The organism is Mesorhizobium carmichaelinearum, from assembly GCF_900199455.1.
Lineage (GTDB): Bacteria > Pseudomonadota > Alphaproteobacteria > Rhizobiales > Rhizobiaceae > Mesorhizobium > Mesorhizobium carmichaelinearum.
Genome location: NZ_FZQR01000025.1, coordinates 1 through 18,201, shown reverse-complemented (window position 1 = coordinate 18,201; position 18,201 = coordinate 1). Strand labels below are relative to the sequence as shown.

The window sequence follows — 18,201 nt, the reverse complement described above, 5'->3', positions numbered from 1 at the left end:
CGTGGCTCAGGCTCAAATCCAGCGGCGCACGCGTTTGGCGTAGTCGCGGTATTTCTTTCCGAACTTCGCCGCCAGCACCTTTTCCTCGCCCTCGATCGCGACCTTCTGCGTGACGAAGGCGGCGATGAACGCCAGCGGCAGGAACCAGACGATCCCCGAGACAAAGGCGACGCCGATCAACAGCAGTGTGTTGGCCAGATACATCGGGTTGCGGGTGATGCCGAAAGGACCTGTGGTGACGAGGTGGTCGGGCACCGCGTTGGGGTTGAGCGTTGTCCTGGCCCTAATCATGGTACGGATGGCAGTGAACCAGAGTGCCGCGACGCCGAACAGTGCCACCCAGCCGGCGGCGAACAGGAGGTCGCCCAGAAGGTCGCCGATCCAGGGCAGGGGATAGAAAAGACCGAGGGCGACGCTGATGGCGATGGCAGCGATATAGATCACCGGCGGCCACGGTATCACCCCGGGCTTCGGCTGGGTTTCTGTCATTGCGTTCCTCCCTCGTCCATCTTGTCCTCGGTCTGAGCCGTGCAGCTGGCGGCCAGATCGCCCAGATGCGCTCGGAATTCCGCACTCTGGTCGTTGTTCTCGAGCCGATCAAGCGTGGCCTCGCCCTCGATCGTCGTGAGCATGCAACTGCAATAGCTGGTGCAGAAGGTTGCGTTGCGCGTCTGCTCGCATGAGCGCTGGCAGGTTTTCAGGAAATTGACTTGCGGGGTTTCGACCTGGGCGGGCATGGCTTGCGAAAACAGCCAGACGCAACCGATCAGCAGCGGCTGGTGGATCAGGTAGAAAGCGAGGCTGTGGCGGCCGATGAAGACCAGCGGATTGGCCCAGCGGCCGGGCGCAAGGCTCGCCAGACGGGCTCGCAGGCCGGAGGCAGAAGCGAGTTTCGCCACGCCGATGCCGATAAGCACCGCGCCGAACCATGGAAACAGCGGCACATAGTCGTTGGATCGTGGATTGATCGCCGAGAGGCCGATCCACCACAGCCAGGGATGGTCCAGGGCCTCGAAGCGCAGATAGACGGGCGCCGCGATGACGAGTGCGGCCACGACAACCGTCAGCAGGGCCGGCAGCCGCAGGAAGGCGAGGCCGAGCAGGCTGGCGACCGCGATCTCGTGCAGGATGCCGAAGAAGATGAACCCGTCCGGCGTCGCGATGCGGGTGACCACCGAAATGGCGATCGCGGCACCGGCAACCATGGCAAAGCGCTTCCAAAAACCGTTCCAGCGGATTTGCCGGCCATGGGCGAGGTACAGGCTGACGCCGACCAGGAACAGGAAGGTCGAGGCGATGCAGCGCGCGTAGATCTTCCACCAGCCGAAGGCGGTGAGGCCGGGATCGGTGTAGCCGAAGAATTCCAGATCCCAGGTGAAATGGTAGCTCGCCATGGCCAAGAGCGCGATGCCGCGCACGATGTCGATGGCGACGATGCGCTTTGATGGCTCCGGAACGGATGCGGTCGGCGTGTCGATGGTCATGGTCTCGCGATCTGATTCAGCCTCGCCTGAGGACTATCACGGTTGGACGGGACAGAAGAAGGCCGGGGCATCGGATCAAGCGCCGCTTTAGGCCAGAGCCGGGAAGCCTTTGACCGGTTTCGCTTTTCGCCGGTTACACGTCGGTTTCCTCTTAATCGTCCGGGAACGACCACGGCAGATTTGGCCGGTGATTCTGCTTTGGGGAAGCAATGTCCACCCATGTGCGCCATCCGATCTGGCTTCCGGCCCTCAAGGCCGCGGATGCGCGCACCTTCGCCTCGCTCTACGCGGTCGAATCCTTCGCCCGCGCCACGGTGTCGAGCGTCATCCCGATCCAGGCCTACGAAATCCTGCACAATGAGCAGATCGTCTCGATCCTCTACACCATCGTGGCGCTGCTCGGCCTGTCGGTGACCTTGTTCATGCCGATGCTGATCCGCCGCTTTGCCCGGCGCTGGGTCTACACGGCAGGCGCCTGCCTGCTCGCCATCGGCTCGCTGTTCTTCGTCACCCACACGCTGGCCGGACAACTGGCGGGCATGTTGTGCCGGGTGATGGGCGCCAGCGCGCTTTCGATCACGCTCAACCTCTACATCATGGACCACATCCGCAAGACCGACTTCATGCAGGCCGAATCGCTGCGCATGGCGTGGTCGATGCTTGCCTGGACCGGCGGGCCGACACTCGGCATCTTCCTCTACACGCGCTTTGGCATCTATGCCGCGCATGGTGCGGTGGCGGTCTTCGCGCTGGCGCTATTGGCGCTGTTCTGGACCTATCGGCTTGGCGACAACCCGTCGATCCGGCCCGGCAAGACACGGCCGGCCAATCCGCTCGCCAATATCGGCCGCTTCGTCGCGCAGCCCAGATTGAGGCTTGCCTGGCTGATCGCCTTCGGCCGCTCCTGTTTCTGGACGACGTTCTTCGTCTATGGGCCGCTGTTCATGGTGATCACCGGCGAGGGCAAGCTGGCCGGCGGTCTTCTGGTTTCGGCCGGCAACGCGCTGTTGTTCATGGCGATCTTCTGGGGCAAGGCCGGACAACGCTTTGGCGGCCGGCGCACCATGACATTTGCCTATTTCGCCATGTCGGCAATGCTTCTGGCGGCGGGTGCTGTCGGGGAGAGCGTGCCGCTGCTCACCGGCACTTTCCTGCTGTGTGGCGCCTTCTTCACCATCGCGCTCGATGCGCTGGGTTCGACCGCCTTCATGCGCTCGGTACGCTCCTATGAGCGGGCGCAGATGGCGGCAGTCTACCGCACCTATCTCGACTTTTCCGAGCTGACGCCGCCGCTGGTCTATTCGGTGGTGCTGGCCTTCTTTGGACTGGGCTCGGTGTTCGTCACGCTCGGGCTGCTGGCGGCGGTTTGCGGGTTTGTCACGTGGCGCTACCTGCCGAAGTCCCTGTGAGGATCAGGCAGAAAGCGCCGCGTGCTGCTCGCGCACCCAGTTGTGGAAGCGGTGCAGGTCGTACTCCTCGGGCATCAGCACGCCGGCTGTGTGACGCATCGAACGCAGGCCCCTTTGGTTGACCTCGCAGATCGCCGCATCCTCTTCCAGCACCTGTGTGCCGAAGGCGACGATGTTGTCGATGTCGGTCGCGGCCAGTGCCTCGGGCGCGAACAGCCATTCGGCGACAAGTTCGGTCTGCTCCGGGCCGAGCGGCACCAGGCGCACGGTCCTGACATAATCGACATGTCCGACGATGAACATCGAGGGCAGGCTGGTGGCGTAGGTCTGGCCGGCGGCGCGTTCGGCTGGCGTCAGGCCTGAGAAGACCGGCCCATGCGTCTTGCCGTCGCGCGACCAGGTTTCGGCCCCGGCGCGCAGGCCGCCGGAAAATTCCGGCGCGTCATTGTCGGCATGGCGCGTCCATTCGGGATCGTCATGCCGACTCATCAGGCCGCGGCCATAGATCGGCACCAGCCGTGACAGGTCCTTGTGCACGCCCGGACAGTGCAGGCACTCGTTGAAGTTTTCCCAAAAAATCTTCCAGTTGCAGTGCATCACCTTGCGCAGCACGTGGCCGGATACCAGTGATTCCAGCGGCCAGTTGCCGAGATTGCCGGAGGCGGGGTCGAAGGACGCCTGCGCGGTGTCCGCCGCGTCCTCCTGCAGATTGATGAACACGAAGCCGCCCCACACCGAGAGCGCGACGCGATAGAGCGGATGGTCGGCTTTGTCGAAGCCGTCCGGCAGCGATTTGGACGGCACGCGCACGAGGTCGCCGCGCAGCGAATAGGACCAGGCGTGATAGGGGCAAGTGATCAGCCGGGCCTTCAGCCGACCCTCGCTCTCCTGGCACAGCTGCGAGCCACGATGCCGGCAGGTGTTGTGGAAGGCGCGCAGCGCGCCGGTGTCGTCGCGCAGCACGATGATGTCCTGCGTGCCGATGCGGAATCGGCGGAAGGCCAGAGGCTGGGCCAGATCGGCCTCACGGCAGACGAGCAGCCAGTTTTTGTACCAGATGGCGTCGAGGTCGCGCTGGTAGGCCGCTTCATCCCAATAGGCCGATGAAGGCAGCGTCGGTTCGGCCCGGGTCAGGCCGTTGTAAGGATCGCGCTCGCTGGCAATGGGCTGCATGGCTGGCTTCCTGTGGAGGCGCCAGCCGACACCCGGCCAGGAGAATTGTCAATTGTCGTGCCCAGGACCACCTGACTTGTCGGCATGGCGCAATCGCGCTGGTTGTCGGCGGAATTTGGTTTGCCGCGTGTCGCGATTTTCCCTATAGTCATGCAGTCGTCGGTTCCGTTTTGGAGCCAAGAGGGAATGCGGTGCGGGCGAAATTCTTGCCCAATGCCGTGGCTGCCCCCGCAACTGTGTGCGGTAGTCCTCTCCATATGCCACTGAAGATTCGTCTTCGGGAAGGTGGAGAAGGGCGCTGATCCGCGAGCCAGGAGACCTGCCGACGACGGCAAAACTGACAGGCCCTCGGGTGGAGGGTGAAAGGACAAGATATGAATACCGCTTCCGTCTCCCTCGGCGCCTCCGTCTCCTCGCAGTCGCGCTTCATGCAGCTGGCGCTCGCTGCGTTTCTCGGCATTTTCGTGATGGGCTTTGTCGGCTTTTCGCATATCGATGCGGTCCACAATGCGGCTCACGACTATCGCCATTCGATGGCGTTTCCCTGCCACTGACCAGGATCTGACATCATGAACCTGTTTCGCAACGTCGTGTTCATCGCGGCGATCGCAGGGCTCGTGGCCGGCGTCATCCTCGCCTGCATGCAGGCCTATGCCACTGTGCCGCTGATCCTGAAGGCGGAAGTCTACGAACAGGCCGGCGGCGGCCATAAGCACGACCATGCCGCGGCCCCGGCCGCGGCGGATACCACTGCCATGAGTACGGCCGCCCCGGCGGGGAATGCCATGAGCACTGCGGCGCCGGCCCCGGCTGAAGTGACTGCCCCGGCGAAAGACGAGGGTTGGGCGCCGGCAGACGGTTTCGAGCGTTTCGCCTTCAGCGTGCTTGCCAATATCGTCACCGGCATCGGCTTCGCGCTGATCCTGGTCGCGGTTTCGGAATTCGCCGGCGGCATCGGCAATTGGCGCCAGGGCGTATTCTGGGGCCTGGCCGGCTTTGCCGTGTTCACGCTGGCGCCTGGTCTCGGCCTACCGCCGGAACTGCCGGCCATGCCGGCGGCCGATCTCTTGCCGCGCCAGATCTGGTGGTGGGCAACGGTGGCGGCAACCGCGGCTGGTCTCGGCCTGATCGCGTTCCGCAAGTCACTGCCGCTCGCCATCCTTGCCGTGGCGCTGATCGTTGCCCCGCACATCGTCGGCGCGCCCCAGCCCGACAGCTTCGAGACGGCGATTCCGGAAGGGTTGCATCACCAGTTCGTGGTGGCGGTGACGGTGACCAATCTGGTGTTCTGGCTGGTGCTCGGCGCCGTCGTCGGCGTGGTGCGCGGACGCTTCACCGGCACCGCGACCAGCCTGCGCGACAGCTTTGCCTGATCGCAACAAGCTGACGTTCATCATCGGCGGCGCGCGCTCCGGCAAGAGCGCGCATGCCGAAACCCTGGCGACGGCGTTGCCGTCACCATGGGCCTATATCGCCACGGCTGAGGCCTACGACAGCGAAATGCGCGAGCGCATCGCGCTGCACCGCTCGCGGCGCGGCGAGGGCTGGATGACTATCGACGCACCGCTCGATCTCGCCGGCGCGCTCGAGGCCTTGCCCGACAACCAGCCGGTGCTGGTCGACTGCCTGACATTATGGCTGACCAATCACATGCTGGCCGATCACGACGTTGGAGCCGAATGCCGGCGGCTGGCGGATGTGCTGTCACGGCCACGCGGCCCCTGGATCATGGTCTCCAATGAAGTCGGGCAAGGTATCGTGCCGGACAATGCCTTGGCACGCCGTTTTCGCGATGACGCCGGAAGGCTCAACCAGCAGGTCGCGGCGATCGCCGATACGGTGCTGCTGATGGTGGCGGGACTGCCGCTCAAGGTGAAATGACATGACCGACATCGACGATAAGGACGAAGAGCGGCATCGCGCCAAGATGGCCAAGCGCAAGGCGGTGCAGGACGCCGAGGTGGCCAGCAAGACGGTCGAAAAGGGGCTGCTGATCGTCAACACCGGTCCGGGCAAGGGCAAGACCACGGCCGCCTTCGGCCTGGCGCTCAGAATGCTCGGCTATGGCAAGCGCGTCGGCGTCGTCCAGTTCATCAAGGGCAAGTGGCACACCGGCGAGAAGGATGCGTTTGCCGCCTTCGGCGACCGCGTCGTCTGGCATGCGATGGGCGAGGGCTTCACCTGGGAGACGCAGGATCTGAAGCGCGATATCGCGGCAGCCGAGGCTGCCTGGGCCAAGGCGCTGGAGTTGATCGCCGATCCCTCGATCAGCCTTGTCGTGCTCGATGAGCTCAACATCGCGCTGCGCTACGATTATCTCGATCTCGACAAGGTGGTTGCAGCACTGAAAGCGCGCCGCGAGGGCCTGCATGTCGTCGTCACCGGCCGCAACGCCAAGCCGGCACTGGTCGAGGCGGCGGATCTGGTCACCGAGATGGGTGTGACCAAGCACCATTTTTCGGCAGGCGTGAAGGCGCAGCAGGGAATCGAGTTCTGAGCGTTTCTTACCCTCCCCCTTGTGGGGAGGGTCGATCCGCGAAGCGGGGCGGGGGTCTTCGGCGCCGCACCCCCCACCCCGGCGCTACGCGCCGACCCTCCCCACAAGGGGAGGGTGAGGTCATGCCAGAATGACGACGACCGAAACCACAGCGAACAACATGATCAGCAGATAATCGGCGACGCGGTAGAGTTTCAGTGCCTGCCTGATGTCGTCGCTGTCGACGTCGCGGCGGCCGCCTTCACCCATGAAGACATCGTCGACCACGATGCCGCCATAGCTGCGTGGCCCGGCAAGTGCCAGACCAAGCGCGCCGGCCATGGCCGCTTCCGGCCAGCCGGCATTGGGCGAGCGGTGTTTTTTCGCATCGCGCCGCACCGCCTGCCATGCACTGCTGGCGTCGGCGCCCTTGACGAGGAAAGCCGCCAGCACGATCAGCAGCGCCGTCAGCCTTGACGCCGGCAGGTTGATCCAGTCGTCGAAGCGCGCTGCGGCCCAGCCGAAGGCCTCGTGGCGCGGGGTGCGGTGGCCGATCATCGAATCGGCGGTGTTGGCGGCCTTGTAGGCGGCGCCGCCGGCCAACCCGCCGACACCGGTCCAGAAGGCCGGGGCGACGATGCCATCGGAAAAATTCTCGGCCAGGCTTTCGATCGCCGCACGGCAGACGGCGGCCCTGTCGAGCGCTTCGGGATCGCGGCCGACGATTCTCGAGACGGCAACACGGCCCATGGCAAGGCCGGCGCTGTCGAGCGCGTCGGCCACGGCCTCGACGTGCTCGTAGAGGCTCTTCTGCGACAGCAGCGATGTCGCCAGAAGGGCGGCGATGAAAAACCCCAGGGGGACGAACCAGAGCAGGACAAGCTGCACGCCGAGGCCGATCACTGCCGGCACCAGCACGATGACCAGCAGTGCCCGGACACCGCGTTGGCGACGCAGCGCGTCGGGATCAGTGGCGCGGTTGAGCCTGCGATCGAGAAAGGATATCAGCCTGCCGAACCACGTTACGGGATGGCCGATGGCGCGGAACAGCCAGTCCGGGTAACCCAGGACACGTTCGACGGCCAATGACAGGAAAGCGATCAGGACTGACATGAAGCTTCTTGAAGGAGCGGTGGACCATGGTGGAAGTCTTGGCCGGGCGAGGGCGCTTTTCCCCAACGCCGTGCTGCCTTTCGTCGACCTCTCGACCGGTATCAATCCGCACTCCTACCCGTTTTTCGACCTGCCCGCCACCTCGCTGTCGCGATTGCCGGAAGCTGGACGGGCGCGTGAGCTGACGGAGGTCGCAGCGAGCGCCTATGGCGCGCCGTCGCCAACCCACGTCGTCGCGGCACCCGGCACGCAGATCCTGCTGCCGCGCGTGGCGTCGCTGGTCAGGCCCGGCAAGGCATTGGTGCTGGGGCCGACCTATGCCGAACATGCCCGTGCCGCAGCAATCGCCGGGCATGAGGTGACCGAAGTCAGCGATTTTGCGGCACTGGCGCAGGCCGACCTAGCCATCATCGTCAACCCGAACAATCCCGACGGTCGCGTCATCGAGCGCGACCAGTTGCTGGCGCTGGCCGCCGGGCTGCGCGCCAGAGGCGGGCTGCTGGTCGTCGACGAAGCGTTCATGGATGTCGGCCCGCGCCAGCACAGCCTCGCCGGTGATGTCGATCAGGGCGGCATCGTCGTGCTGCGCTCGTTTGGCAAGTTTTTTGGGCTGGCCGGCCTGCGGCTTGGCTTCGCGCTTTCCGATGCAGCGACAGTTCAACAGCTGGAAACGCAATTCGGGCCTTGGGCCGTCGCCGGGCCGGCGCTGGAGTACGGCATTCGTGCGCTAGCCGATATTGGCTGGCAGGACGCGATGCGGGCATCGCTTGCCGAGGCAGCCGCACGGCTCGACGCATTGCTCGGCCGTTTCGGCGTGCCTGTCGCGGGCGGCACCACGTTGTTCCGCTATCTTAGCCTGCCGGATGCCGCCGGCCTGTTTTCAGCGCTTGGCGAGCGCGGCGTCCTGCTTCGGCATTTCTCCGAGCGACATGTCCTGCGCGCCGGCCTGCCGGGGAGTGAGCTGGAATGGCAGCGGCTCGAATCGGCCCTTGCCGAATGGGCGATGCGGCGCGAGGATCGACAAAAAGGTTCAAAACCATGATCCATGTCTGCTCGCTGGCGAAGATCGAGGAAACGGTGGCCAGGACCGGTGCCGACCGCATGCTGTCGCTGCTCTCCGTCGGAACCGATGTGGCGCGTCCAACCTCGATAGCGAGGGAAAACCACCTGCACCTGGTCATGCACGATATCGCGGTGGCGCAGGACGGCATGACCATGCCGGGCGAGGAGCATGTCCGCAACCTGCTCGATTTCGCCCGCCGCTGGGACCGGGCGAAGCCCATGGTCGTGCACTGCTATGCCGGCATCAGCCGCTCGACCGCTTCGGCCTACATCATCGTCGCCGCACTCGCGCCAAAACGCGACGAGGCCGAACTGGCGCGGACATTGCGGGCGCTGTCGCCCTCGGCGACACCCAATCCACGGCTGATCGCGGTGGCCGATGCGTTGCTTGGCCGCGACGGCCGCATGATCGAGGCGATTCAGTCGATCGGGCGCGGCGCCGACGCGTTCGAAGGCACGCCGTTCGAGCTGAAGATCGAGAGCTAGCTGTGCCCATACATCGTTGTAGGACTATCGAGTGCTTTCATTCGCCCAATCTTCGTGCCCGTGGCGTACCCGGACAATGAACACGTCGCCGTCGGCTTCGATCCGGTAGACGACAAGATGGGCCTTGAAGGGATGGATACGCATTGGTGGCGACAATTCAAGCCGCTCCCGTGCCATTCGGGGACTGGCAGCGATCAGGTCAAAGATCGCGAACAACTCGTCATGATACTGTCTGGCCTGCACAGCACCGAACAGGCGCACCCCTTGCTCGGCAATACCGATGATGTCCTCTTCCGCGGCTAAAGAAAGGCGAAATCCCATTACCCGTTGCCGGGTGACTTTCCAGCGCGTTTGACCGCCTCAGTAAAAAGCGCGTCCCTGGATCGATTGCCGATGCCACTCTTCAATCCGTCATCGACAAAGCGCTGCATGGCGGCAATCTTGTCGTTGCGCTCCTGATCCCGACGGATCAAATCGCGCACATAGTCGCTCGCGTTGGCGTAGCGACCCGTTTCGGTTTGCGCCTCAACCCAATCCTTCATCGGATCGGGCAATGATACGTTCATTGTTGCCATATCGGCCTCCATATCCCGTCCAATATGACCTATTTTGGCAAAGTCTGTCAAAATCTCATATGCGGGAGTATTTTTTGCGAAGGCGCGATTGTGGCCAGGCGGCTACTTCAGCCAGTCGGCGAGCTTGGCCTTGCGCACATCCCTGAGCAGGCTGATGAAACCATCGGCCTGATGCTCTGCCGTCAGCCGGCCTTTTTCAGCCGCAGCGATGCTGGCGTCGCCGACCACGCCGTTCGGGTTGAGATCACCAGCGATCCAGGCAAAGGCGTGGGTGCCGGTGTGGCGCAACAGAGAAAATTCCTGCTCGGCCCTGGCGACGTTGGACACGAAATTGTCGGCGTTGCCCATGTCGACGAGATCCGGCCGGAAATGCAGCATCAGCGACGTCTCGACATCGCCGCCATGGATGCCATGGCGATCCTCGAGCTCGGTGTACATGCCGGCCGGGCGGCCAAAGCGCTGCCAGCTGGTTTTCACCGCCAGCATCTTTTCGCGCACGCGCAATTCGCGCGTGATGATGCCCATGATCTCTTCATTGCCGCCATGCGAGTTGACGACGATGAGCTTGCGCACGCCGGCGCGCGCGATCGATACGCCAAGTTCGGTCCAGGCCTCGACCAGCGTCGTTGCCGGCAAAGTGAGCGTGCCCGGCGCATGCAGATGTTCATTCGACTTGCCCACCGCCTGGACCGGCAGGATGCGGATGTCGAGATCGTCGGGCAGGCGGGCGATCACCGTGTCGAGCATGCCGTTCATGATCGAGGTGTCGGTCGAAACCGGCAGATGCGGTCCATGCTGCTCGATCGCCGCCACCGGCAGAACGGCGATCGTCGCCTCCGGATCGATCGAGGCATATTCCGTGGTCCGGTAGTCACCCCACCAGACGCGTCTTCTTGCAGCGGTCATGTCGTGCCTCTTCGATGATCGGTGAGACCTAGCGCGGGAAGGGCCTGCTGTCGATCACCCGGCCGCGATGGCCTCCACCTCGACCTTGAATTCGGGGCGGGCAAAACCGGAAACGATCATCAGCGTCGAGGCTGGCGCCGGGCTGGAAAACAGCCGGTCGCGGACATCCATATAGGGGCGCAGATGCGCGCGGTCGGTGACATAGGCGTTGATGCGCACGATATCCCCGAGTTGCAGCCCGGCCTCCGCGAGGATCGCCTCGATGTTGCGGAAGCAGAGCTCGGCCTGCGCGCCGGCGTCCTCGGGAATCTGGTCGTCCGCCGTGATCGCCACCTGGCCCGAACACAGCACCAGCCGCTTGCCCGCCGGCACCTCGACGCCGTGGCTGTAGCGGGCAAAGGGCGGCTTGATCGACTTCGGGGTGAGGAATCTGAACATGGCAATCTCCTGAATGCCGCCAGCCTAAGACCGGATTCACTACAGCTTCAAGATGGCCGTGCATGGCGCCGGCGCGATTGTGGACAGGCGTTCAAAAAATAGGCACGATGCCTCCGGTGCAGCACGACCTTTCCGGCTTTCGCAGATGGCTGTGGTGCAGGCGGGCGGGTCCCGGCGCGAGACGCCGGTGGCATGTGTCTTGCTTCTTGAATCTTTGGTGTCGAGCCTGGCGCGTGGCGCCGGAGCAAACAGAGGGTGGTTGTCGATGTACGCAAAACAGAAGATCTCGGTGGCGGTGGTGGCCTTGCTGGCGGCCAGCACGCTGGGGGCCGCGGCGAATGAAAAAGTCACCTTCGGCACCAACTGGCTGGCCGAACCGGAACATGGCGGCTACTACCAGGCCGTGGCGGACGGCACCTACGCCGCCTGCGGCCTCGACGTCACCATCATGCAGGGTGGCCCGCAGGTCAGCGGCCGGCCGATGCTTTTGGCCGGCAAGATCGATTTCTACATGGGCGGCAATCTGCTGTCGGCCTTCGATGCCGTCCAGCAAGGCATTCCGATGCGCGTGGTGGCAGCCGACTTCCAGAAGGATCCGCAGGTCATCATGTCCCACCCCGGCGAGGGGCTGGACAAGTGGGAGGATCTGAAGAACGCCGACCAGTACATACTGGGTGACGAAGGCGTGCAGACCTTCTTCCAGTGGATGGTCACCGCGCTCGGCTTCGACGCCGCCAAGCGCGCGCCCTACACCTACAACACCGCTCCGTTCCTCGCCAACAAGAAGTCGATCCAGCAGGGCTACGTCACTTCGGAGCCTTTCGCGGTCAAGAAGGAAGGCGGCTTCGTGCCGAACCAGTTCCTGCTCGCCGACTATGGCTGGGACACCTATTCGACGACGATCGAGGTGATGCAGGACACGATCGACAAGAAGCCGGAGGTCGTCCAGTGCTTCGTCGATGGCTCGGCCAAGGGCTGGTACAAGTACCTCTACGGCGACAACAAGGCCGCCAACGACATGATCAAGAAAGACAATCCTGACATGACGGACGACCAGATCGCCTTCTCGATCGACCAGATGAAGAAGTTCGGCCTTGCGGATTCCGGCGACACCGAGAAGCTCGGCATCGGCGCCATGACCGACGCGCGGATCAAGAGTTTTTACGACAAGATGGTCAAGGCCAAGGTCACGCCTGAAGGCATCGACATCACGAAGGCCTACACGCTGGCCTTCGTCAACAAGGGCGTCGGGCTCGACCTGAAGAAATAGGCCAGCCTGGGCATGATAGGGGAAAAGGTGGCGCGAGCGCCGGCATCGGACGTCGCTCCGACCTTGCTGGCGCTGCGCGGCGTCGGCAAGGTGTTTTCCAACGGCGTGACGGCGCTGAGCGCTGTCGATCTGACGATCCGGGAAGGCGATTTCCTCAGCCTGCTCGGGCCGTCCGGCTGTGGCAAGTCGACGGCGCTGCGGCTGATCGCCGGCCTGTCGACGCCGACCTCCGGCGTGCTCGACTGGCGCGGCGGCGGCTCGCTCGACCGCGCCAATATCGGCTTCGTCTTCCAGGAGCCGACGCTGCTGCCCTGGGCCAGCGTCTTCGACAATGTCTGGCTGCCGCTCAGGCTGAAAGGCATTTCCCGCGCCAGGGCGGCACCTGCGATCACGCAGATGCTGGCGCGGGTGCACCTGACCGGTTTCGAGGATGCGGTGCCGCGCGAATTGTCCGGCGGCATGAAGATGCGCGTCTCGATCGCGCGCGCCATGGTGACCAAGCCGCGCGTGCTGTTGATGGACGAGCCGTTCGCCGCACTGGACGAGATCACCCGCTTCAAGCTCAACAACGACCTTCTGGAGCTGTGGCAGGACGAGCGCTTCACCGTCGTCTTCGTCACCCACAGCGTCTTTGAAAGCGTGTTCCTTTCCAACCGCGTCGTCGTCATGGCGGCGCGGCCGGGCAGGGTGTTCGACGAACTCGCCATCGAGGCCTCCTATCCGCGCGACGAGGTGTTTCGCACCTCACCCGACTATGCGGCGCTTTGCCGACAGGCCTCGGACGTGTTGGTCAATGCCATCAATTCAACAGCAGGCACGCATCATGACGGTCATTGACGAGCAGGTGCTCCAACTCGATCCCGAGGAAGCGCGCCGCGTGCGCCAGGAGCAGTTTGAACGGATCGGCCGCTGGGTACTGCCGCTGGCGATCATGATCCTGGCGATCTGCCTGTGGGACCGCATCTGTGTCTGGAACGAGATCCCGCAATATATCCTGCCGCGCCCCGGCGTGGTGTTGCAGACACTCTTCAACGACGCTGGCCTGCTGTTCTCCTCGCTGCTGGTCACCTTGCGCATCACCTTCCTCAGCCTGGTTTTGGCTGTCATCGGCGGCGTCGGCCTGTCAGTGCTGTTCACGCAGTCGAAATGGGTGGAGATGTCGTTCTTCCCGTTCGCCATCGTGCTGCAGGTGACACCGATCGTGGCGATCTTTCCGCTGATCAACATCTATGTGAACAACCAGACGACCAAGCTTCTGCTCTGCGCCTGGATCGTCGCCTTCTTTCCGATCCTGTCCAACACCACGCTTGGTCTCAACTCCGTCGACCGCAATCTGCGCGACCTGTTCAAGCTCAATGGCGCGACGCGCTGGCAGCAGCTGCGCTATCTCAGACTGCCGGCGGCTATGCCGTATTTCCTCGGCGGGCTGAAGATCGCCGGCGGCCTGTCGCTGATCGGCGCCGTCGTTGCGGAGTTCGTTGCCGGCACCACCGGCCAGTCGTCGGGGCTCGCCTCGCGCATCATCGAGGCCGGCTACCGGCTCAACGCGCCTCGGCTGTTCGCGGCGCTGTTTCTGATCTCGCTGACCGGGATCCTGATCTTCCTGGTGCTGTCGCTGATTTCGCATCTCATTCTGCGGCGCTGGCACGAAAGCGCGCTGAAGCAGGAGCGGTAGGTCCTTGATTCCGAACACAGGTTCATACCAGCTCGCCAACGCCCGCGTTCATCGATCGCTGACATCGGGTCTTGCCGCAGCTTACGACAATGACGGTTTCACGCTGGCCGACATTGCTATTGCCGACGGCACGATCTCCAGCATTGCGGCGCATGGCACATCGAAGGCGCCGACGGAGGCTATCGATCTTGCCGGCCGGATCATCCTGCCTTGTTTCGTCGACTGCCATACGCATATCGACAAGGGCCATATCTGGCCGCGAAAGCCCAATCCCGACGGCACCTTCATGGGCGCGCTCAAAGCCGCGGGCGCGGATCGCGTCGCGCGCTGGAGCGCCGAGGATCTTGCCAAACGCATGGATTTCTCGCTGCGCTCGGCTTACGCGCATGGCACCAGGGCGCTGCGCACCCATCTCGACAGCGTCGCGCCGCAGGAGGAAATCTCCTGGCCGGTGTTCGAGACGATGCGCGAAGCCTGGTGCGGCCGCATCGAATTGCAGGGCGCCTGCCTGCTCGGCATCGAGGGCGTGCGCGACAAAAAATGGTTCGACAGGCTGGCGAAACGGGTGGCCGCCGCCAAGGGCGTGCTCGGCGTCGTCACCTATATGGTGCCGGACCTGGAAGAACTGCTCGACCACGTCTTCGCGCAGGCGATCAAGCATGGGCTCGACCTCGATTTCCACGCCGACGAGACCGACGACATCGCGGCCATCTCGCTGAAGAAGATCGCCGAGGCGGCGCTCTGGAACGGCTTTGAAGGAAATATCCTTGTCGGCCATTGCTGCTCGCTGGCGCGTCAGCCCGATCTCGAGGTGCTGGACACGCTGGACAAGGTGGCGAAGGCCGGGCTGGCGGTCGTGTCGCTGCCGATGTGCAATCTCTATTTGCAGGACCGCCGCTTGGATCAGACCACGCCGCGCTGGCGCGGCGTAACGCTGCTGCATGAGATGAAGGCGAGGGGCATTCCGGTCGCCGTCGCTTCCGACAACACGCGTGACCCGTTCTACGCCTATGGCGATCTCGACATGCTGGAGGTCTACCGCATGGCGACGCGCATCCTGCATTTCGATCATCCGGTCGCTGACTGGCCGCAAGCGGTCACTGCCACGCCGGCCAAAGTGATGCGGCTCGACGGCTTTGGCACGCTTGCCGCCGGCGGCGATGCCGATTTCATCCTGTTCAAAGGTCGAAGCTGGACGGAATTGCTGTCGCGGCCCGAATCGGATCGCATCGTCGTGCGCGCCGGGCGCGCGATCGACCGGCAATTGCCCGACTATGCCGAACTCGACGGATTGATGGTGGAATGATGGACGTTTCGGCGCTCAAACGCGATCTCGACGGGCTGAAACTCGACGACAATCCGGCCATCGTCCAGCAGAAGAGCCGTGACTTCTACTGGTACAGCCCGGTGCTGAAACAGCAGCTCGACCATGTCACCGGCGACCTGATCGTCACGCCAAAGACCGAGGCCGAACTGATCCGCGTGCTGGCCGCCTGTCACCGGCATGGCGTGCCGGTGACGCCGCGCGGCAGCGGCACTGGCAATTACGGCCAGGCGATGCCGTTGTCGGGCGGCGTGGTGCTCAATCTTGCCGAGATGAACGAGATCAAGTCGGTCGCGCCGGGGCGCGTGGTGACGGGGCCGGGCGCAGTGCTGGCCGATATCGACAAGGCAACACGCGCGCATTCCGGGCAGGAACTCAGGCTCTCGCCCTCGACCTACAACACGGCTTCGATTGGTGGCTTCATCGCCGGCGGTTCGGGCGGCGTCGGCTCGATCAATTTCGGCGGGTTGCGCGATTTCGGCAATGTGCTGCGGCTGCGCGTGGTGACGATGGAGGCCGAGCCGAAGGCGCTCGAACTCACCGGCGAGGATTTGCACAAGGTCACCCACGCCTACGGCACCAATGGCATCATCACGGAAGTCGAGATGCCGCTGACCGCGGCCTATGACTGGGTCGACGTCATCGTCGGCTTCGATGCCTTCATGGACGCGGCGCGCTACGGCAATGCGCTGGCCTGCCAGGACGGCATCCTGACCAAGCTGATCACCCCGATCGCCGCACCCGTGCCGCAGCTCTATTTCAAGCGCCACCAGAAATTTTTCAGGGAAGGGCAAAGCATCTGCGTCGTCATGGTGGCGCAGCATGGGGTTGATGCCTTCCTCGCCTTCACCCGGCTTGCGGGCGGCGAGGTGATCTTCAACGCCGCGACTGCGACGCCCGAGGAGAAAAAGGGGCTGCCGCCGGCCTATGAGTTGGCCTGGAACCACACCACGCTGAGAGCGCTGCGCGTCGATCCCGACATCACCTATCTGCAGTCGCTCTATCCTTTTCCCAATCAGCTGGCGCTGGTTGAGAAGATGGATGCGATGTTCCCAGGCGAAGTGTTCTCGCATCTGGAATTCGTGCGGCTGGACGGCAACATCACCTGCTTTGGCCTGCCGCTGGTGAAATTCACCACCGAGGCGCGGCTCGACGAGATCGTGCGCCTGCATGAGGACAATGGCTGCCCGATCTTCAACCCACACCGCTACACGCTGGAAGAGGGCGGCATGAAGCAGACCGATGCCGTGCAACTCGCCTTCAAGCGCGAGACAGATCCGCAGGGGCTGCTCAACCCCGGCAAGATGATCGCCTGGGAAAACCCGGACTATGACTACCGGTCGGGGCGGACGTTTCTGTTCAAGGGGCTGCAAAAGGCAGGCTGATGAACATCCTCGTCCTCTACGCGCATCCGGTCGAGACCAGCTTCAATGCCGGCCTGCACCGGTTGATCGTCGAACGACTGACTGCGGCGGGCCATAGTGTCGATGATTGCGACCTCTACGCCGAGGATTTCGACCCGCGGCTGAGGCGCCAGGAGAGGCTGGACTATCACAACCCGCGCGGTTCGATGGACCCGGCGGCGCCTTATGTCGAGCGCCTGCTGCGCGCCGAGGCACTGGTGCTTTCCTATCCGGTCTGGAACTACGGCTTCCCGGCGATCCTGAAAGGCTTCTTCGACCGGGTCTTCCTGCCCGGCGTGTCGTTCAAGCTGGTCGACGGCAAGGTGCAGCCCTCGCTGCACAACATCAGCAAGGTCGCCGCCGTCACTACTTATGGCGGCAGCCGGTTCCGTGCCGTCCTGATGGGCGATCCGCCGCGCAGACTGATCAAACGTATGCTGCGCGCGACGGTAAAGCCGGGCGCGCCGGTGACTTATCTCGCGCACTACGCAATGAACCTGTCGACCGACCAAACGCGGAAATCCTTCATGACGAAGGTTGCGGCGAGCATGGATGCGTTCTGATGCGGGTCCTCGTGGTCTATTGCCATCCGGTACCGGAAAGTTTTTGCGCCGCCATTCGCGACACCGCCGTGGACGTGCTGAAGGCAAGAGGCTGGGAGGTGCGGCTGCTCGACCTCTATGCCGAAAAATTCGACCCGGTGATGGGCTGCGACGAACGGCGCGGCTATAACAACCAGGCGCCGCGGGATCCGGCGCTGAAGCCGCATTTCGAACTGCTCAACTGGGCCGAAGCGATCCTGTTCGTCTATCCGACCTGGTGGTACGGGCTGCCGGCGATGCTGAAGGGCTGGCTCGACCGGGTCTGGGCGACGGACGTCGCCTTCAAGCTGCCGGCGGGCAAGGGGCGGATCAAATCGTTGATGACGCATGTCACCAAGGTCGGCGTCATCACCACCTGCGGTGCGCCGACCTGGTGGAGCGTCGTCGTCGGCCAGCCTGGGCGCAAGACCTTGCTGCGCGGCATGCGGGCGCTATGCGCGAGACGCTGCAAGACGTTCTTCCTGGCGCATTATCTGATGGATGCCTCGACGCCAAAGACGCGGGCGGCGTTTCTGGCGAAGGTGCGGGCGAGGTTGGAAAGGTTTTGAGGGGATTAGCGTCCTTCTCCCCGTTCAACGGGGAGAAGATGCCGGCAGGCAGATGAGGGGCAGTGCTAGCTTGGCAAAACGTAGCGCCGCCCCTCATCCGGCCCTATCGGGCCACCTTCTCCCCGTAAACGGCAGGGCTATCGCATATGAGCGATTGCCTGGATGAGATAGTCGTCATTCCAAGCGCATTTCTTGATGCGGTGGCTGATGGGGACTTTGTCGATGTCGGCGGCCTGAAGGATATTTCTGGCGATGCG

Annotated in this window: 22 protein-coding genes and 1 riboswitch; of the genes, 14 read left to right on the top strand and 8 right to left on the bottom strand. The window is 63.7% G+C overall.

What is annotated here, in order from left to right:
• Nucleotides 1–12: 12 nt before the first annotated feature.
• Together CKW40_RS33750 and CKW40_RS33745 are read right to left on the bottom strand one after the other, a co-directional pair.
• Nucleotides 13–489 (bottom strand): methyltransferase family protein, encoded by a 477-nt coding sequence (locus CKW40_RS33750; RefSeq protein WP_095204061.1) that lies wholly within the window; start codon nt 487–489, stop codon nt 13–15.
• Complete coding sequence (locus CKW40_RS33745; RefSeq protein WP_095204060.1) at nt 486–1,484, bottom strand: heparan-alpha-glucosaminide N-acetyltransferase; 999 nt, start codon at nt 1,482–1,484, stop codon at nt 486–488. The genes CKW40_RS33750 and CKW40_RS33745 overlap by 4 nt, the downstream gene beginning before the upstream one ends.
• Before the next feature lie 209 nt (nt 1,485–1,693).
• Here CKW40_RS33745 and CKW40_RS33740 point away from each other — a divergent pair, with 209 nt between their 5' ends.
• Nucleotides 1,694–2,893, top strand: a complete 1,200-nt coding sequence (locus CKW40_RS33740) for an MFS transporter (RefSeq protein WP_095204059.1) — start codon at nt 1,694–1,696, stop codon at nt 2,891–2,893.
• Between the two features lie 3 nt (nt 2,894–2,896).
• On the opposite strand, the gene CKW40_RS33735 is transcribed toward CKW40_RS33740, so the two are convergent.
• A complete protein-coding gene (locus CKW40_RS33735; RefSeq protein ID WP_095204058.1) occupies nt 2,897–4,066 on the bottom strand; it encodes an aromatic ring-hydroxylating oxygenase subunit alpha in 1,170 nt (389 codons plus the stop codon).
• Nucleotides 4,067–4,209: 143 nt separating this feature from the next.
• Nucleotides 4,210–4,407, top strand: a riboswitch (cobalamin riboswitch).
• A gap of 33 nt (nt 4,408–4,440) precedes the next feature.
• On the opposite strand from CKW40_RS33735, the gene CKW40_RS33730 reads away from it, so the two are divergent.
• From CKW40_RS33730 to cobO, 4 genes are read left to right on the top strand one after another with little or no spacing between them, the layout of a single operon-like run.
• Entirely contained in the window at nt 4,441–4,620 is a 180-nt protein-coding gene (locus CKW40_RS33730) for a CbtB domain-containing protein (RefSeq protein WP_091575531.1), read from the top strand.
• A gap of 15 nt (nt 4,621–4,635) precedes the next feature.
• A complete protein-coding gene (locus CKW40_RS33725; RefSeq protein WP_095204057.1) occupies nt 4,636–5,439 on the top strand; it encodes a CbtA family protein in 804 nt (267 codons plus the stop codon).
• A complete protein-coding gene (gene cobU, locus CKW40_RS33720; protein WP_095204056.1) occupies nt 5,432–5,947 on the top strand; it encodes a bifunctional adenosylcobinamide kinase/adenosylcobinamide-phosphate guanylyltransferase in 516 nt (171 codons plus the stop codon). Before CKW40_RS33725 ends, cobU begins: the two co-directional genes overlap by 8 nt.
• A gap of 1 nt (nt 5,948) precedes the next feature.
• Nucleotides 5,949–6,563: a cob(I)yrinic acid a,c-diamide adenosyltransferase gene (gene cobO, locus CKW40_RS33715; protein WP_095204055.1), complete on the top strand. Its 615-nt coding sequence runs from the start codon at nt 5,949–5,951 to the stop codon at nt 6,561–6,563.
• 120 nt (nt 6,564–6,683) lie between these two features.
• On the opposite strand, the gene cbiB is transcribed toward cobO, so the two are convergent.
• Nucleotides 6,684–7,655, bottom strand: a complete 972-nt coding sequence (gene cbiB, locus CKW40_RS33710) for an adenosylcobinamide-phosphate synthase CbiB (protein WP_095204054.1) — start codon at nt 7,653–7,655, stop codon at nt 6,684–6,686.
• Here cbiB and cobD point away from each other — a divergent pair.
• Complete coding sequence (cobD, locus tag CKW40_RS33705; protein WP_095204053.1) at nt 7,654–8,697, top strand: threonine-phosphate decarboxylase CobD; 1,044 nt, start codon at nt 7,654–7,656, stop codon at nt 8,695–8,697. The two genes, cbiB and cobD, sit on opposite strands and share 2 nt — an antisense overlap.
• Nucleotides 8,694–9,203 (top strand): tyrosine phosphatase family protein, encoded by a 510-nt coding sequence (locus CKW40_RS33700; protein WP_095204052.1) that lies wholly within the window; start codon nt 8,694–8,696, stop codon nt 9,201–9,203. Before cobD ends, CKW40_RS33700 begins: the two co-directional genes overlap by 4 nt.
• Before the next feature lie 24 nt (nt 9,204–9,227).
• On the opposite strand, the gene CKW40_RS33695 is transcribed toward CKW40_RS33700, so the two are convergent.
• The 4 genes from CKW40_RS33695 to CKW40_RS33680 form a co-directional block, all read right to left on the bottom strand.
• Nucleotides 9,228–9,524, bottom strand: coding sequence for a type II toxin-antitoxin system RelE/ParE family toxin (locus CKW40_RS33695; protein WP_095204051.1), 297 nt, complete (start codon nt 9,522–9,524; stop codon nt 9,228–9,230).
• Entirely contained in the window at nt 9,524–9,778 is a 255-nt protein-coding gene (locus CKW40_RS33690) for a type II toxin-antitoxin system ParD family antitoxin (protein ID WP_095204102.1), read from the bottom strand. The genes CKW40_RS33695 and CKW40_RS33690 overlap by 1 nt, the downstream gene beginning before the upstream one ends.
• Nucleotides 9,779–9,880: 102 nt before the next feature.
• Nucleotides 9,881–10,684, bottom strand: coding sequence for a creatininase family protein (locus CKW40_RS33685; protein WP_095204050.1), 804 nt, complete (start codon nt 10,682–10,684; stop codon nt 9,881–9,883).
• Nucleotides 10,685–10,738: 54 nt separating this feature from the next.
• Complete coding sequence (locus CKW40_RS33680; protein ID WP_095204049.1) at nt 10,739–11,122, bottom strand: RidA family protein; 384 nt, start codon at nt 11,120–11,122, stop codon at nt 10,739–10,741.
• Between the two features lie 265 nt (nt 11,123–11,387).
• Between CKW40_RS33680 and CKW40_RS33675 the strand changes: the two genes are divergently transcribed.
• From CKW40_RS33675 to CKW40_RS33645, 7 genes are read left to right on the top strand one after another with little or no spacing between them, the layout of a single operon-like run.
• Nucleotides 11,388–12,392 carry an ABC transporter substrate-binding protein gene (locus CKW40_RS33675; RefSeq protein WP_095204048.1) on the top strand — a complete coding sequence of 335 codons (1,005 nt, stop codon included), beginning with the start codon at nt 11,388–11,390 and terminating at the stop codon, nt 12,390–12,392.
• A 12-nt stretch (nt 12,393–12,404) separates the two neighbouring features.
• Nucleotides 12,405–13,229 carry an ABC transporter ATP-binding protein gene (locus tag CKW40_RS33670; RefSeq protein ID WP_095204047.1) on the top strand — a complete coding sequence of 275 codons (825 nt, stop codon included), beginning with the start codon at nt 12,405–12,407 and terminating at the stop codon, nt 13,227–13,229.
• Entirely contained in the window at nt 13,216–14,067 is an 852-nt protein-coding gene (locus CKW40_RS33665; protein ID WP_095204046.1) for an ABC transporter permease, read from the top strand. Before CKW40_RS33670 ends, CKW40_RS33665 begins: the two co-directional genes overlap by 14 nt.
• A gap of 4 nt (nt 14,068–14,071) precedes the next feature.
• Complete coding sequence (locus CKW40_RS33660; RefSeq protein ID WP_095204045.1) at nt 14,072–15,373, top strand: cytosine deaminase; 1,302 nt, start codon at nt 14,072–14,074, stop codon at nt 15,371–15,373.
• On the top strand, nt 15,373–16,776 hold the full coding sequence (locus tag CKW40_RS33655; RefSeq protein WP_095204101.1) for an FAD-binding oxidoreductase: 1,404 nt from the start codon (nt 15,373–15,375) through the stop codon (nt 16,774–16,776). The genes CKW40_RS33660 and CKW40_RS33655 overlap by 1 nt, the downstream gene beginning before the upstream one ends.
• Nucleotides 16,776–17,357 (top strand): NAD(P)H-dependent oxidoreductase, encoded by a 582-nt coding sequence (locus CKW40_RS33650; protein WP_179298213.1) that lies wholly within the window; start codon nt 16,776–16,778, stop codon nt 17,355–17,357. The genes CKW40_RS33655 and CKW40_RS33650 overlap by 1 nt, the downstream gene beginning before the upstream one ends.
• The gene (locus tag CKW40_RS33645; protein ID WP_095204043.1) at nt 17,357–17,944 is read left to right on the top strand and encodes an NAD(P)H-dependent oxidoreductase; all 588 of its coding nucleotides are present in this window, start codon (nt 17,357–17,359) and stop codon (nt 17,942–17,944) included. Before CKW40_RS33650 ends, CKW40_RS33645 begins: the two co-directional genes overlap by 1 nt.
• The last annotated feature ends 257 nt before the right edge of the window (nt 17,945–18,201 follow it).

Coding starts and splice junctions, on each gene's coding strand:
- CKW40_RS33750 (WP_095204061.1), bottom strand. CDS start 489: ATGACAGAAACCCAGCCGAAGCCCGGGGTGATACCGTGGCCGCCGGTG.
- CKW40_RS33745 (WP_095204060.1), bottom strand. CDS start 1,484: ATGACCATCGACACGCCGACCGCATCCGTTCCGGAGCCATCAAAGCGC.
- CKW40_RS33740 (WP_095204059.1), top strand. CDS start 1,694: ATGTCCACCCATGTGCGCCATCCGATCTGGCTTCCGGCCCTCAAGGCC.
- CKW40_RS33735 (WP_095204058.1), bottom strand. CDS start 4,066: ATGCAGCCCATTGCCAGCGAGCGCGATCCTTACAACGGCCTGACCCGG.
- CKW40_RS33730 (WP_091575531.1), top strand. CDS start 4,441: ATGAATACCGCTTCCGTCTCCCTCGGCGCCTCCGTCTCCTCGCAGTCG.
- CKW40_RS33725 (WP_095204057.1), top strand. CDS start 4,636: ATGAACCTGTTTCGCAACGTCGTGTTCATCGCGGCGATCGCAGGGCTC.
- cobO (WP_095204055.1), top strand. CDS start 5,949: ATGACCGACATCGACGATAAGGACGAAGAGCGGCATCGCGCCAAGATG.
- cobD (WP_095204053.1), top strand. CDS start 7,654: ATGAAGCTTCTTGAAGGAGCGGTGGACCATGGTGGAAGTCTTGGCCGG.
- cbiB (WP_095204054.1), bottom strand. CDS start 7,655: ATGTCAGTCCTGATCGCTTTCCTGTCATTGGCCGTCGAACGTGTCCTG.
- CKW40_RS33700 (WP_095204052.1), top strand. CDS start 8,694: ATGATCCATGTCTGCTCGCTGGCGAAGATCGAGGAAACGGTGGCCAGG.
- CKW40_RS33695 (WP_095204051.1), bottom strand. CDS start 9,524: ATGGGATTTCGCCTTTCTTTAGCCGCGGAAGAGGACATCATCGGTATT.
- CKW40_RS33690 (WP_095204102.1), bottom strand. CDS start 9,778: ATGGCAACAATGAACGTATCATTGCCCGATCCGATGAAGGATTGGGTT.
- CKW40_RS33685 (WP_095204050.1), bottom strand. CDS start 10,684: ATGACCGCTGCAAGAAGACGCGTCTGGTGGGGTGACTACCGGACCACG.
- CKW40_RS33680 (WP_095204049.1), bottom strand. CDS start 11,122: ATGTTCAGATTCCTCACCCCGAAGTCGATCAAGCCGCCCTTTGCCCGC.
- CKW40_RS33675 (WP_095204048.1), top strand. CDS start 11,388: ATGTACGCAAAACAGAAGATCTCGGTGGCGGTGGTGGCCTTGCTGGCG.
- CKW40_RS33670 (WP_095204047.1), top strand. CDS start 12,405: ATGATAGGGGAAAAGGTGGCGCGAGCGCCGGCATCGGACGTCGCTCCG.
- CKW40_RS33665 (WP_095204046.1), top strand. CDS start 13,216: ATGACGGTCATTGACGAGCAGGTGCTCCAACTCGATCCCGAGGAAGCG.
- CKW40_RS33655 (WP_095204101.1), top strand. CDS start 15,373: ATGGACGTTTCGGCGCTCAAACGCGATCTCGACGGGCTGAAACTCGAC.
- CKW40_RS33650 (WP_179298213.1), top strand. CDS start 16,776: ATGAACATCCTCGTCCTCTACGCGCATCCGGTCGAGACCAGCTTCAAT.
- CKW40_RS33645 (WP_095204043.1), top strand. CDS start 17,357: ATGCGGGTCCTCGTGGTCTATTGCCATCCGGTACCGGAAAGTTTTTGC.